The organism is Clostridium sp. MD294 (genome assembly GCF_000364165.2).
Taxonomy (GTDB): Bacteria; Bacillota; Clostridia; order Lachnospirales; family Anaerotignaceae; genus Coprocola.
This window is the reverse complement of sequence record NZ_CP097810.1, coordinates 1,064,219-1,079,028: the sequence shown is the minus strand read 5'-3', so window position 1 is coordinate 1,079,028 and position 14,810 is coordinate 1,064,219. Positions and strand designations below refer to the sequence as shown.

Below are 14,810 nucleotides of genomic sequence, written 5' to 3'. Positions count from 1 at the left end.
ATATTACTCCTTTCTTTTTACATATTGTTTTGCAATTTTCTTTAACAAATCTATTTCAATCGGTTTTGCCATGTGTACATTCATACCTGCATCTAGTGCCTCTTTTTCATCTTCTGCAAAAGCATTTGCTGTCATAGCAATAATTGGTATATTTTTTGCATCTTCTCTCTCTAATGCTCTAATTTTCATAGTTGCTTCATAACCATTCATTATAGGCATTTGAACGTCCATTAATATAGCATCAAATTCATTTTCTCTTGCATTACTAAAACGTTCTACTGCTAATTGACCATTTCTTACAATTTCACAGTTTGCTCCTTCTATTTCTAAAAGTTCTACTAATATTTCTGCATTAATTTCATTATCTTCTGCAGCAAGAAAATGTAATCCCTCTAATGTAGAAATTTTTGTAAATTCTAATACTTCTATTTCATTTTGTTTTAATTGCATTTCAAGTATCTTTTCTTTTAATGCAGATACAAAAAATGGTTTTATAAGAATGCCTATATTTTTCATAGAAAGAACTTTTTCTACTTCTTTTATGGTATTTTCATCATAATCTATTAAAAACAATATTGGTATATTATCTAGTATAACATTTCTTATCTCTTTTGTTATCTGTATAATATCTATGTCTGATATGTTCCAATCAATTAAAATAATATCATATTGTTGTTGTATATCATGACATTTTTGTATATTATAAAACATTTCTTGTTTATTGTGAGCTGTATCTACTAGTATTTCAGTATTTTCCATAAGTATTTGAATATCTTCACAATCTTGCTCACACTCTACCGTTAATATACGAGAAATTCCACTATTTTTCCAAAATTGTTTATCTGCTTGTTCTTCTGGTATACGAAATTCTAATTCTACTCTAAAAAGGCTTCCTTTATCTACTTCACTAAAAACTTCTATAGTTCCCCCCATAAGTTCTACAATACTTTTTGTAATTGCCATACCTAGTCCTGTTCCTTGAACTTTATTTGTTGTACTATTTTCTGCCCTAGTAAAAGCATCAAATATTGTTTCAAGATATTCAGCTGTCATACCATATCCATTATCTTCTACTTCAATTCTAATTCTCTCATATTGATTAGAACGCTGTTTTAATCCAATTATACGAAACCAAATATCTCCTTTTTCTTGTGTATATTTTACAGCATTAGAAAGAAGATTAATCAGTATCTGATTTATTCTTGTTTCATCTCCCATTAAATATTCATGTTTAATTGCAGTTACTTCTAAATGAAAATTTTGATTTTTTGCTTTTGCCATAGGACGAATAATAGCATCTATAGAAGACACCAAATCATTTAATGTAAATTCCTCAATATTAAGTATTACTTTTCCACTTTCAATTTTAGAAACATCTAATATATCATTTATCAAATTTAATAAATGTTGACCAGATGCCATAATCTTTTTTGTATATTCTCTTACTTTAGCAGGATTTTCTGCATCCATAGCAAGCAATGTTGTAAACCCAAGTACAGCATTCATTGGGGTACGAATATCATGAGACATATTCGAAAGAAATGTCGTTTTTGAATTACTTGCAATTTGTGCAGCTTGTAATGCTTCAGCAAGTCTTTTATTATGTATTTCTCTTTCTTCTTCTCTTTCTTTTCTAATTTTATTTTGTTGTTTTTGATTGAAATAATATAGTATACAACATAGGAAAAAAGCAATCAGCATTACTACTACTACAAAAAAAATATTTTGATTTACTGTTTTGCCTTCCTGTTGTATTGCTTCTATAGGAACATATCCTATTAAATAGATATATCCATCATTTACTGACCACATATAATTTAAAGCACTTTTTTGACGAATATTATGATAAAATAATATATTTTTTCCATTTTTAATACATTCAAAAACTTCCGCACGAAGACTTTGTTCTGTAATATCATTTGCACGGAAAAAGTCCTCTAAATTCAAATGACCTGCACTTCTTTCTCCCATACCTTTAGGTTTTAATACAAGTCTTTCACTTTCAGCGTCCATAATATAAAGCATTGCTTTTCCATTATAAAATCCATTTGGAAGTGATTTCTCAAAAGAGTCATAAACATATTCTGCATACAACGTTGCAATTACTTGATTATCTTTTATAACAGGACATTTCATAGTATATGCCCATGTTCCCATATAATTTACATAAGACTCGGAAACAGCTAAATTATCCACTGTTTTTCCAGAAGAAAAATTCAATCCTTCTTCTGAAAATAATTCCCCTGTATTAGAAATACCTTCTGTTTTTCCTGACAATATTATAGATAGTTTTACCATTGTTTGACTTTTATGATAAGAGCGAACAAATCCTTCTGGATTTTTTATATTTGCAATTTCTTGTGCAATAAGCTTTTGAAATTCTGCTTCTTTCACTAATATTGCTTCTATAGTGCCTTTCATTAAATCCAGACTTTCGCTTAGATTTTGAATTGCTGAATTAGACATTTCTGTAGATATTTTTCGTGATATAGAAAATACTACAGTCGCTAAAATACAAAAAACAAGTATAATAGAAAGAAGCAAAGCAATTCCTTTATTTGTTTTAATATTGCTTTGTTTTTTTTTCATTTATTAATCTCCATTCTATTTTAATTGATAATAATAATTTTTCTTCTATTAACAACAAATACAAAACTTTTTTCATCTACTTACTTTAATACAAAATATATTAATTTGTTTTATTGCATTATTACAATGATAAAGCCATTATACCCTTTCTATTATTTTTATGTCAATATGATTATAACGTTACTATATTTACTAATATCTCTAAGCAATATTTTTTTATTGCAAAAAAATAACCCTTGAAAACTCAAGGGCCTTACCATGCGGATAACAGGACTTGAACCTGCACCGCCAGTAATGGGACAAGAATCTGAATCTTGCGCGTCTGCCAATTCCGCCATATCCGCATATCTATATCTTAGTTAGTATACTATAAAGCTAAAATATTGTCAATATTTTTTTATAGATTTGCAGCAATTGTATTGATATTGTCAAACATGGAAAAAGCACAGAATTATCTGTGCTTCAAAACTGTAAACCGCCTATTCTGAACAAGGCAAAAATAAAGGAGTCGACTCTGTTCGTAATATAATAAACAAACAGTGCCTGTGTATCAAATTGTAATCCTCAAAAGGTAATAACAGACTTTCCCCAAAATCTGTCTATTTACAACTGATTTCTAACACTTATTATGTATGAAAAAACCATAAAATACAAGTGGGAATAGTTCCTAAAAAAATACAATAAAATCATTGTAAAGCTAAAAAAATACTAATTTTCTACTGTTGTTGTCATACAAATTATTTGTTACTTTTTTTATTTTGTTTAACTTATACAAAATTATTTTTATTCTCTTTTTATTTTATACACCATTTAATACTTTTTTTGTTTTATATACTACTGTTACAAAAAAATAGGTACTAATATAGGTACTATCATGGTTAAACAAACGCCACTCACAAATGCCATTACTGCAACAGTTGCATTTGTATTTCTTGAAATAATAGCAAGTGTAGTATCCATTGCTGTTGCTCCTCCTGGCGCAATAGCACAATAATAATTGATATGCTTTGCAATAAAAGGTACACTTACAAATGTTAACAATTCTCTCATAACATTTGCTAAAAATGAAATTGTACCTCCTGTAGCATTTCCTGCTTTTGTTAGTAATATCCCTGAAAGACTATACCAACCCATACCAGAAGAAATTGCCAGACATTCCTTCAATGATTGAGGAAAAAACAAGCTAACTACACTTCCTCCTAAAAGAGAACCTATTGCTACTCCTATTGGTATCAATAGTATTTTAAATCCCTGTTTTTTAATTTGGCTAAATACTTGTTTATTTAATCCCATATCAATTCCTACTGAAAAAAGCAAAAGTAATAACAATAAAGAGGACATTTTTTCCATAATAGCAGCATCTACAGCACTCCCTAAAAATACGCCTGCACCTATACCACAAAGCAATGTTATAAATATTACTATACTCATTTATTTTTTCTCTCCTTTAAAAAATATACGAGAAATCACATACACTACTGCAATACTACCCAAACACACTGCAACAGCAAACACAAATGCTGTTCCTCCTAACACAGGCAATTGTGTCAATATTTCTCTATCTACACCTATACTCATACCCATAACAAATATCAATAACAATAATATGACTGTTTGAAATTTGCCATTTAATAATATCATTTTTTCACTTAGTAATTTTTTATATCCTATTAAAAAACCCAATGCTAAACTTAACAATATATTTATCATTGCATTTCCTCCCATTTTTCATATAGTTGTTCTAAATGTTTTTCTAGTTTTGTCTTTTGCTCAAATAATTCTTGTGCTTTACTAAAATCAGAACTAATTTCTTCTTGAAAAAGCATCTTATCTAATTCTGCTATGTCCTTTTCTGTCTGTTCAATTTCTTTTTCTACTTTATTTACTTTTGCTTCTGCCTTTCTTTGTTCTGATTGTTGTTGTTTTTGTTTGAGCCAATCTGCTTTTCCTTCTGAAACAATATCAGTTACTATTTGTTGCTGTTTCATTTCATTTTCTTGTAACTGTATTTTTTGTTGTTGTTTTTTCTCTAAATAATATTGATAATCTCCTAAATATTCCTTAACGCCATTTGATGTCAATTCTAATATCTTTTGTGCTGTTCTATTTATAAAATATCTATCATGTGAAATATATATCACTGTTCCTTCATACTGATTGATTGCGTCCTCCAATATTTCTTTGGAATACATATCTAAATGGTTTGTAGGTTCATCTAGCAAAAGCACATTGGCATTTGAAAGCATTATTTTAGCAAGAGAAATTCTTCCTTTTTCTCCTCCACTCAATGTGGAAATTGTTTTATAAATATCATCTCCTGTAAAAACAAATGCTGCCAACACTGTCCTTATTCTTCCATTATCCATAGTAGGGTAAGTATCCGCTATTTCTTGAAATATTGTTTTTGTTTCGTCCAGTTCTTGCTGTTCTTGGTCATAATAGCCTATATGCACATTTGTACCTATTCTAATTTCTCCATCATCTTGTATTACTTTTCCTAGTAATATTTTAAAAAGTGTACTTTTTCCTACTCCATTTGCTCCTATAATTGCTACTTTTTCTCCTCTTTTAATATCAAAATTTACTTCTTCAAAAAGTGGTGTATTATCAAATGATTTTTTTAATTTTTCTACTTTTAATACATCATTTCCACTTATAATTTTAGGAGTCAAATGCAATCTCATTTTTGTGGGCAAATTTTCTGGCTTTTCCAACTTTTCCATACGTTGTAATGCTTTTTCTCTACTTTCTGCTCTTTTGATAGATTTTTCTCTATTAAATGCCCTCAATGTTTTGATAACATCTTGTTGATGTTTAATTTCTTTTTGCTGTACTTCATAAGCTTTTTGCTGTATCTGTCTATTGATATTTTTTTGTTTGCTATAAAAGCTATAATTGCCTTCATATACACTAGATTTTTTATTTTCTACTTCTACTATCTTTGTTACAATTTTATCTAAAAAATACCTATCATGTGAAATTAAAAGTATTGTTCCCTGATACCCTTTTAAAAAGTCCTCTAGCCATTGTATTGATGAAATATCTAAATGGTTTGTAGGCTCATCTAAAAGGAGTATATCTGGTTTAGATAACAAAAGTTTGCTCAAATATACTCTTGTTTTTTGTCCTCCTGAAAGCTGACAAATAGGCAAATTATAATCTTCTTCCAAAAATCCTAGTCCTTTTAACACTCCTTTGATGCGGCTTTCATAACCATAACTTTCACTATGCTCGAAATTTTGTTGTGCTTGTGCATATTTTTCAATGTGGTCTGACAACTCTTTGCCTTCTAACATAGACATTTTGTTTTCCATTTCACGAAGATTTCGTTCTTCACAACGTATTTTTTCAAACACTGTCATCATTTCTTCCAATATAGTTCTATCTGTATCAATTTGCTGATTTTGAGCCAAATAACCTATAGATGTTTCTTTTTTTAAATAGATTTCTCCTTCATCTGCATTAATCTCTCCTGTTAAAATTTTAAACAATGTTGTCTTTCCTGCACCATTTACTCCTACAATAGCTGCTTTTTCTCCTTGCTCTATATGGAATGTAATATTATCTAATATGGTATTTATACCAAACATTTTTTTAATTTCTTTACACGCTAATATCATTATAAAATCCTCCTATAAAAACACAGTTACTTTAGTATCATATCAGAAAATATTATAAAATAAAAGAGTTATCGTTGACAATAAAATAACAATAGTGCTATACTAAAATTACGTCAAAGCGGAGAGGATTTGGTTATTATGGATAGTGAAAAGAAGGTTTCTATGGCAGTTATCAATAGATTGCCTAGATATTTCCGCTATTTAGGAGATTTATTAGAAAGCGATATTACAAGAATTTCTTCTAAAGAGCTTAGTGTAAAAATGAATATCACAGCTTCCCAAATCCGTCAGGACTTAAATAACTTTGGTGGATTTGGACAACAAGGCTATGGCTACAATGTAGAATATCTCTACAATGAAATTAAAAAAATATTAGGCTTAGACCGTATCTATCATTTAATTGTTGTAGGTGGTGGCAACATAGGACAGGCTCTTGTTAATTATGCCAGCTTTGAAAAACGTGGTTTTGTCATAAAGGCAGTTTTTGATGTCAACCCTCGTTTAATTGGTATGACCATTAGAGGCGTAGAAGTTTATGACATCGACAAAATGGAGGAATTTGTAAAAAATAATGACATTGATGTAGCAATACTTACTCTACCTCGCTCACAGGCTGCAAAAGTTGCTAACGATTTAGCAAAATGGGGCATCAAAGGTATGTGGAATTTTAGTCATGTGGATTTACAAGTTCCCGATGATATTATTGTAGAAAACGTTCATCTTACTGACAGTTTGATGACATTACTGTATAAAATCAATGAAATGTATGCAGAAGAGTCAGACTTTCAGCAGATGCACCAGGGTTTGCCTATCAAACCTATAAAGTTAGAAGATATAGAAGATGATGGCGAACTTTAAAATAGTATTATAAATATAAAATAAAAGGCATGATAAACTACTTCATGCCTTTTATGCTCTTTTTTTTAATATATTAAAAAACTTTTTATTATAATTATCTTTTAAGTTATTTTAATTATTATATTCACTATACCAATCAGCAAAATATGAAAAGGATACCATATATAAAAGAAATTTTTCAAACGAGGTAATTTGCGTTCGTTATATAACAGTACAAATACTATAGACAACATAGCAAATAGTGCATTTTTTAAATTAGCACAGACAACTGCATAAAGCACAAAAGCCCATATTATAATTACTATACTACTCATTAGTTTTTTATGATAAGTAAAATACAGCAGCAAAACAAGTGCAATTCCTGCAAAATAATCTCCATAATCTGCCCTATAAAAACAAAGCAGTACAAACATCATAGAATTTATTACAGAATAAACACACTTTTTATCTATACTATTTTTTTTGATATATTCATAATGATGTAATATCAATAGTCCACATAAAAATGTATTCAGTACATTCAATTCATCATATAGTATCCATATTCCATTTATTTTTATCTCAACACTATAAAACAAAAGCAGTAAAAACAACATTATATGATATTTTTCTAAAGCAATATTGTTTTTTTTCATAAAACAATAATTTAACAATATAATTACTACAAAAAACAACAACACATACCATTTATAACTCAAACCAATATAATAAAGCTTTTCTCCTGCTTCTAAAGGTATTGTATTAGTAGTTCTAAAAGCCAAAGAATAAGGTATTTGAGAAATTGCAGCAAACAGTGCTATTTTACTAAAATACTTACATTTGTCTTTGGTATGATACCAGCCATTTACTACAGCAAAAGCAAACAAAGGAAATGCTATTCTGCCTATATTTCTCAACATTTCACCATCAAAAAACCACCAGCCTGCCATACCAAACACTTCAGCAATGTGGTCTAACAGCATTGTAAATGCTGCAACTAATTTTATTATAGTAATGTTCATATAAAACTACTCCTTCTTTATAATACCCTATTGTTTAGCCACCAAGTACAAATTCACCTGGTAGCAGAATAGTATCATCTTTTTTTTCTTCTTCTAGCATTTTTTGTAAATCTTCGTACTTTTCTAATATATCATCTGGTACATTATGTACTCCAAGTGCAATAAACCATTTGTTATATTGTTTTATTGTAAAAATGTCATATACATTATTTTCAAAATTTTTTCCATCATAACTTTCATTCATAGATATTTTAAACGCATAAATATCACTTTCTAATTTTTTCTTATACAATATATCATAATTTTCTATGATTAAATGTTTATATCCATCTTTTCTATTTTCATCAAGCTGTGGAGAATGTACTTTAAAATAAATCATATCAAATATACCATCAACATCTCTTTGTTGTTGTATATTACTTTTAAAACTGTTCAAAAATGTATTTACCCTATAAGTAGGAGAATTTTTATAATAATTAAAATAGTATGTAATACCAAAAACTATAATCACTATAAAAATAATAATATAAAATATTTTAGATTTTTTCAGATTTTCTATTTTCATAATTTGTAATCCTTTCTTTTTTATTATTTTTGCAATACTATAGTAATGATATACATTATTTTGTATGTTTAAAAAGTAATATTTTTTATCAATACAAATCAGCATGATTTCTTTTTGCATCTTCTCTAAGTGCAATTAATCTTTTATATAAAATTTCATGCTCCTGTAGTTTACTGTCTGGAAGTTCATGTACTCCCCAAGCTAATTTCCATTCTCCATTTATTCTAATCATAAAAAATTTAAGCATATTATCGTCTCTATTTATATTTGTGACACTAATTATTTTGGGTTCTGTAAATACAGTAAATTCATACAGATCATTATCTATTTTTGTTTTACTTTTTAACTTATATTTGTTCAAAGCCAAATCTTTATAATAAACTTTTATCATTTCTTCAAAATCAATAATATTAGAGCCCATAGAAAGGCTTTTTTCATAATATGTCATCTGATATATTTCTTCTCCATTTCTTTCTCCTGGTTTGCTATTTTTAATTTTACTAAAAAATATATTTGCAGCATATTCTGGGGAATTTTTATCAGCATATTCTGGGGAATTTCTATAATATCCAAAATAATAAACTAAACTGCATAATATTACTAAAGTAATAATAATAGTATAAAACATTTTAAATTTTTTCAAATTTTCTATTTTCATAATTTGTAATCCTCTCTTTTTTCATGATATAAAAAAGAACAATATTACAAAAATAGAATATTGTTCTTTTTTTAATTATTATTTTACCAGTCTACATATGCATCAAATTGAACAGAACCATACGCTGACCCTTGTCTACTAGCATTTCTTACAAAACCATATTGTCTTTGTGTATAATCTATATGCTTTTCATCAACAGCTAAGTCAGAACTACCACCATAATAAGAACTCATTGTAACATAGTTATTTTCTATAAATCCGCCACCAACTGGATAACCCACGCCTACCTTTAAGCTACAAGTATCTGTACTTTTATTTGTATCAGGTGTAACAGTAATATGAAGTGCTTTTGTTTTTATATCTTTAGGATCAAAACTATAAGCAGAACCCTTTAATACAGTAGTAACTCTCTCATTTTTAAGCAAATTTTTATACTCCATAGTAAACAAACGCTTTAAACTATCCATTCTAGGGGCAATTCCTTCACCATCATAAACAGTAAGCTTTTCATCACTCACATCAACAGCTTCTATAATTTCATCAGACAAATCCTCGTCAGGTTCTGCTGCATGAGCCATAGACATACTTCCTGTTACCATCATAGCAGATAATAACATCATCATAAGCTTTTTAAGTAATTAGATTTATAAATCTGTAGTTATTATACAACTAGTTTATTATTAAAACTATATTCATAATAAATAAAAATTCTGTTATTTTACATCGCAATTTGTTAGTCTTTGGAAGTATTTGTCACTTTATACAAATTATTATCATTGTCGTTAAAAAAATTGTAATATTCTATCGTCATTTTATTTTTACAAAAAAAGCCCTCTCTCCAGCAAGGAAAGAGGGGTTTTTATTATAATTGTTGTTGTATTACTTCTTTTGCTTTTTCTAAAGCCTGTTCCATTTTAGAAGCGTCTTTTCCTCCTGCCTGTGCCATATTAGGGCGACCACCGCCACCACCGCCACAACAAGCTGCTGCTGCTTTTATAATATTTCCTGCGTGTACTCCTTTTTTCACTACATCATCTGTTGCCATAGCTAATAAGTTGACTTTATCACCTTTGCCACTTGCCAGCACTACAACACCAGAAACTAATTTTACTTTTAACTGGTCACCTATTGTTTTGAGTGCATTGCCATCAGCATCTTGCACTTTTGCACAAACTACTGAAACACCACTAATTTCTTGTTTTTGTGACAATATTTCCTCTACAGCACTACCTGCTAATTTTGATTTTAATTTTTCTATTTCTTTTGACATTTCTTTTTGCTCAGCAACAATTTGCTCTACTCTATTGACTACATTTTCTGTATTTGTCTTTACTACTTTGCATATATTTTTGATTTGTTCTTCTTGTGATTGATAATATTTTAATGCTTCTGTGCCTGTTAATGCTTCAATTCTTCTAACACCTGCTGCAATACCATTTTCAGATATTATTTTGAAAGAACCTACTTGTGCTGTATTACTTAAATGTGCACCACCACAAAGTTCTATACTGAAATCTCCCATTGTTACTACTCTAACAACATCACCATATTTTTCACCAAACAGTGCCATTGCTCCCATTTGTCTTGCTTCTTCAATAGACTTTTCACAAGTATTTATAGGCAGACTTTCAAATATTTTTTCATTTACTATATTTTCTACTTCTTTTAATTCCTGTTCTGTCAATGCTGCAAAATGCGTAAAGTCAAAACGTAATCTCTCAGCACTAACATAAGAACCAGCTTGCTCTACATGAGTGCCCAAAACTGTTCTCAATGCTTTTTGCAAAAGATGTGTTGCACTATGGTTTCTAGAAGTTGCCATTCTCAATATCATATCAATTTCTGCACAAGCACTATCTCCTACAGAAATACTTCCCTCTTTTACTTTACCAATATGTGCAATTTTTCCTCCTACTACTTTAATACAGTCTGTAATTTCTACAACACCTGTTTCTGTTTTGATAATACCATTGTCCCCTACTTGTCCACCGCTTTCTGCATAAAATGGTGTATTATTCAAAAATACACAAACACTATCTCCTGCACTAGCATTTTCTGCTACAGCATCATTTGTTATCAATGCAATGACTTTTGCATCTGTTAACTGTTTTATATCATATCCTGCAAATTTTGTTTCCATATTGACATCTAATTGATTATAAACATTTTCATCAGCACCCATAAATGTGCTTTCTCCTCTTGCTGCTCTTGCTCTATCTTTTTGTTGTGTCATTTCTTTTTCAAAAGCACTTTCATCTAATCCGAAGCCTTCTTCTTCCAATATCTCTTTTGTTAAATCAATAGGAAAACCATAGGTGTCATAAAGGCGGAATGATTTTTCTCCAGACATTACTGTTTGTCCTTCTTTTTTCATTTCTGCAATATCTGCTTTTAATATTTCCATACCTTTATCTATTGTTTTATAAAAACTATTTTCTTCTATTGTCAATATTTTTAATATATAATCTTTTTTATCCACTAATTCAGGGTAAGCATCGCCAGAATTTGCTATGACTGTTTTACTTAATTCTGCTAAAAATTCTCCTTTAATGCCCAATAATTTTCCATGACGTGCTGCACGTCTTAACAAACGGCGTAATACATAACCCCTTCCTTCATTAGAAGGCAATACACCATCTGCTGTCATAACGGTTACAGAACGAATGTGGTCTGTAATGACTCTTATTGAAACATCTATTTTTTTATCTTTGCCATATGTTACATTGGCAATTTCACACACTTTTTTAATAATATTTTGTACGGTATCTACATCAAATATAGAGTCTACTCTTTGCATAATGGTTGCCATTCTTTCTAGCCCCATACCAGTATCTACATTTTTTTGTTCCAACAATTCATAAGTACCATCTTCTTTTTTGTCAAACTGTGTTAATACTAAATTCCAAAATTCCATATATCTATCACAGTCGCAACCTACGCCACAAGTAGGGCTATTACAGCCATATTCTTCTCCTCTATCATAATAAATTTCTGTACAAGGACCACAAGGACCTAATCCATGCTCCCAAAAATTATCTTCTTTTCCTAATCTTGTAATACGTTCTTCAGGCAATCCTACGACATTATGCCAAATATCATAAGACTCATCATCTTCTAAATATACTGTAACATGAAGTTTATCTTCTGGTATTTCAAGCACTTTTGTGACAAATTCCCATGACCAAGGTATAATTTCATTTTTAAAATAATCTCCAAATGAAAAATCTCCCAGCATTTCAAAAAATGTACCATGTCTTGCTGTTTTCCCTACATTTTCAATATCTCCTGTTCTAATACATTTTTGACAAGTGGTAACTCTTTTTCTTGGTGGTGTTTCTTGTCCTGTAAAGTACGCCTTCATAGGTGCCATACCTGAATTGATTAAAAGCAAACTATTGTCATTTTTTGGTACTACAGAAAAACTTTGTAAACGTAAATGGTCTTTGCTTTCAAAAAATGAAAGAAATTTTTCTCTGATTTCATTAACCCCTAATTTTTGCATATATATTCCTCCTTAATTCTCATAAAAAAACGCCCCTTGACCATATTGGTCAGGGACGGGAATTTCTCGTGGTACCACCCTTATTATGCAAAAGCATCTCTCTATCCCTTTAACGCAGGTGTTACGTCAGGACATACTACAATTTTCCGCCCTGCTGTTTACAACTTTTATTGCAAAAAAGACTGCTTCCACAAATCATACTTAAAACGCTTCCACCTTTTTCGTTTCTCTCTGAAAAGCTGTATTTTTGTGTACTACTTCTTTTTATACCATTTTTCTCTTTTATTTATTGTATAAAAAATTATAACGACACTCTAATATATTGTCAAGGGGCATTTTTTAATATTTTATCAATGGTATTGCCTATTTTTTTCATACCTTGCTCTAATTCTCTCTGTTTTACATTACTAAAACAAACTCTAATACTTTCCTGTTCTTTTTGTCCCATATAATACTGACTACTTGGTGCTACAACAACTTTTTCTTCTATAAGCATAGTACACAATTTTTCTGCTTCAACTTCTGGAGGCAAATTTAGCCACAAACTTATTCCTCCCTCTGGAAGTAAAAACGTTACTTTTCCTTCTAAATGTTTTTTAACTGCACTGATTGCCATACGATACTGTTCTCCTCCATATTTTCTCATAATAGAACTATGATATTGCCAGCCGTATTTTCTCAAATAATATTCTACTCCTTTTTGTAAAAATCCCGATGTAGATATATCTGTTGTATATTTTGCTGACTGAACACTTTCCAACAATTTTTTAGGCAAAAGCATAAATCCCATACGCAGTCCAGGCATTAATATTTTCGAAAAACTTTTAATATAAATTACTTTATTTTTATAATCTAATGCTTTTAAAGGTATTATTCTTTCTGTTCCATAATAAAAATCATAAAGGTTATCATCTTCTATAATATAAAAACGATATTTTTCTGCTAATTCCAATAGTTTTCTTTTTTTTTCCATACTATAAGAAATTCCTGTTGGTGTTTGAAAATATGCCATAATATATAAAAATTTAGGGTGATATACTTTTAATAAATTTTCAAGTTCTGACATATTAATACCATCCTGTTCCATAGTTACAGTAATGACATTTCCTCCTCTTGACAAAAATGCTCCACACGCTCCATAAAATGTAGGTTTTTCTGTAAATATAGTATCTCCATAATTTACAAGTGCTTTTGATATAATATCAATACCCTGCTGTGCTCCAGATATAATTTGTATATTTTCCGCTGAGGCATAGATACCATATTCCTGCAAATACTGACATAGCATTTGTCTTAAAGGCATATATCCCATACTATCCAAATATTCAAATGCTTTCCCTTTTTCTCTACTCAAAACAGTATCAAATGCTTCTTTAAATTCTTCTACAGGAAATAAATGTTGTGGCATAGAAGTATCTACAAAATTAATAGCATTTTCTATACTGCTTTGTTTTTCAAATTTTTTTGTCTGCTCTAATACAAGAGGTTTTTCTATTTGTTCTATGGGTAAAGGAGATACATATGTACCACTTCCTACTAATGAATATACTACTTTTTTCTGCTCTAAATATTTATATGCTGTTACTACTGTAACTGCATTGACATGAAGTTTTGATGCCATTCTCCTAATAGGAGGCAATTTACTATTCGCTGGAAGTATCCCTTGCTCAATCATATGACAAAGTCCTTCTGCTAATTGTTGATACAATGGTGTTTCTATTTTTTTATCTATCACGATAGAATGAAATGAGTTCATATCTATTCTCCTTTATTTCACTTTTGTTTTTATTACTTTAAATTGTTTATATAAAATAATTACTTATTTTAGTTAAATATATTTGAAAAAGTCAAAAGTTATTCTATTATAAAAAACTTACCAAAATTAGATTGCTAGTTATTATTCTACAACTAACTTTTTTATCATACTATTTTGAATATATATTATCAAATTCTTTTGTAGTATAGCAATCATATCATTAAAAAATCTACTATTACACTATTATTACTAGTAATTATG

General features: G+C 29.4%; 11 protein-coding genes, 1 tRNA gene and 1 other annotated feature. Of the genes, 1 reads left to right on the top strand and 11 read right to left on the bottom strand.

All coding sequences use genetic code 11. The annotated features are described in order from the left end of the window. Nucleotides 1–3 precede the first annotated feature (3 nt). The 5 genes from C820_RS05265 to C820_RS05245 all read right to left on the bottom strand — a co-directional run bounded on the left by C820_RS05265 (nt 4) and on the right by C820_RS05245 (nt 6,209). Nucleotides 4–2,589, bottom strand: a complete 2,586-nt coding sequence (locus C820_RS05265) for an ATP-binding response regulator (protein WP_004037503.1) — start codon at nt 2,587–2,589, stop codon at nt 4–6. Between the two features lie 259 nt (nt 2,590–2,848). Further along, a tRNA-Leu gene (locus C820_RS05260) sits at nt 2,849–2,933 on the bottom strand. Between the two features lie 496 nt (nt 2,934–3,429). Then, the gene (locus C820_RS05255) at nt 3,430–4,020 is read right to left on the bottom strand and encodes a LysO family transporter (protein ID WP_004037504.1); all 591 of its coding nucleotides are present in this window, start codon (nt 4,018–4,020) and stop codon (nt 3,430–3,432) included. Beyond that, nucleotides 4,021–4,299: a LysO family transporter gene (locus tag C820_RS05250; protein ID WP_004037506.1), complete on the bottom strand. Its 279-nt coding sequence runs from the start codon at nt 4,297–4,299 to the stop codon at nt 4,021–4,023. Continuing rightward, nucleotides 4,296–6,209: an ABC-F family ATP-binding cassette domain-containing protein gene (locus C820_RS05245; protein WP_004037507.1), complete on the bottom strand. Its 1,914-nt coding sequence runs from the start codon at nt 6,207–6,209 to the stop codon at nt 4,296–4,298. The genes C820_RS05250 and C820_RS05245 overlap by 4 nt, the downstream gene beginning before the upstream one ends. Nucleotides 6,210–6,347: 138 nt before the next feature. Here C820_RS05245 and C820_RS05240 point away from each other — a divergent pair, with 138 nt between their 5' ends. Beyond that, entirely contained in the window at nt 6,348–7,067 is a 720-nt protein-coding gene (locus C820_RS05240; protein WP_004037509.1) for a redox-sensing transcriptional repressor Rex, read from the top strand. Between the two features lie 101 nt (nt 7,068–7,168). Here C820_RS05240 and C820_RS05235 read toward each other — a convergent pair whose 3' ends face one another. The 6 genes from C820_RS05235 to pdxR all read right to left on the bottom strand — a co-directional run bounded on the left by C820_RS05235 (nt 7,169) and on the right by pdxR (nt 14,549). Then, a complete protein-coding gene (locus C820_RS05235; RefSeq protein ID WP_004037511.1) occupies nt 7,169–8,068 on the bottom strand; it encodes a TraX family protein in 900 nt (299 codons plus the stop codon). A 34-nt stretch (nt 8,069–8,102) separates the two neighbouring features. After that, entirely contained in the window at nt 8,103–8,633 is a 531-nt protein-coding gene (locus tag C820_RS05230; protein ID WP_004037513.1) for a hypothetical protein, read from the bottom strand. 88 nt (nt 8,634–8,721) lie between these two features. Continuing rightward, complete coding sequence (locus tag C820_RS05225; protein ID WP_004037515.1) at nt 8,722–9,291, bottom strand: hypothetical protein; 570 nt, start codon at nt 9,289–9,291, stop codon at nt 8,722–8,724. An 83-nt stretch (nt 9,292–9,374) separates the two neighbouring features. Beyond that, nucleotides 9,375–9,914: a hypothetical protein gene (locus C820_RS05220; protein ID WP_004037517.1), complete on the bottom strand. Its 540-nt coding sequence runs from the start codon at nt 9,912–9,914 to the stop codon at nt 9,375–9,377. Nucleotides 9,915–10,153: 239 nt separating this feature from the next. Continuing rightward, a complete protein-coding gene (gene alaS / locus C820_RS05215) occupies nt 10,154–12,793 on the bottom strand; it encodes an alanine--tRNA ligase (RefSeq protein ID WP_004037519.1) in 2,640 nt (879 codons plus the stop codon). A gap of 48 nt (nt 12,794–12,841) precedes the next feature. Further along, nucleotides 12,842–13,070: a binding site (T-box leader), on the bottom strand. A gap of 48 nt (nt 13,071–13,118) precedes the next feature. Next, nucleotides 13,119–14,549 carry a MocR-like pyridoxine biosynthesis transcription factor PdxR gene (gene pdxR, locus C820_RS05210; RefSeq protein WP_004037522.1) on the bottom strand — a complete coding sequence of 477 codons (1,431 nt, stop codon included), beginning with the start codon at nt 14,547–14,549 and terminating at the stop codon, nt 13,119–13,121. Nucleotides 14,550–14,810: the final 261 nt, after the last annotated feature.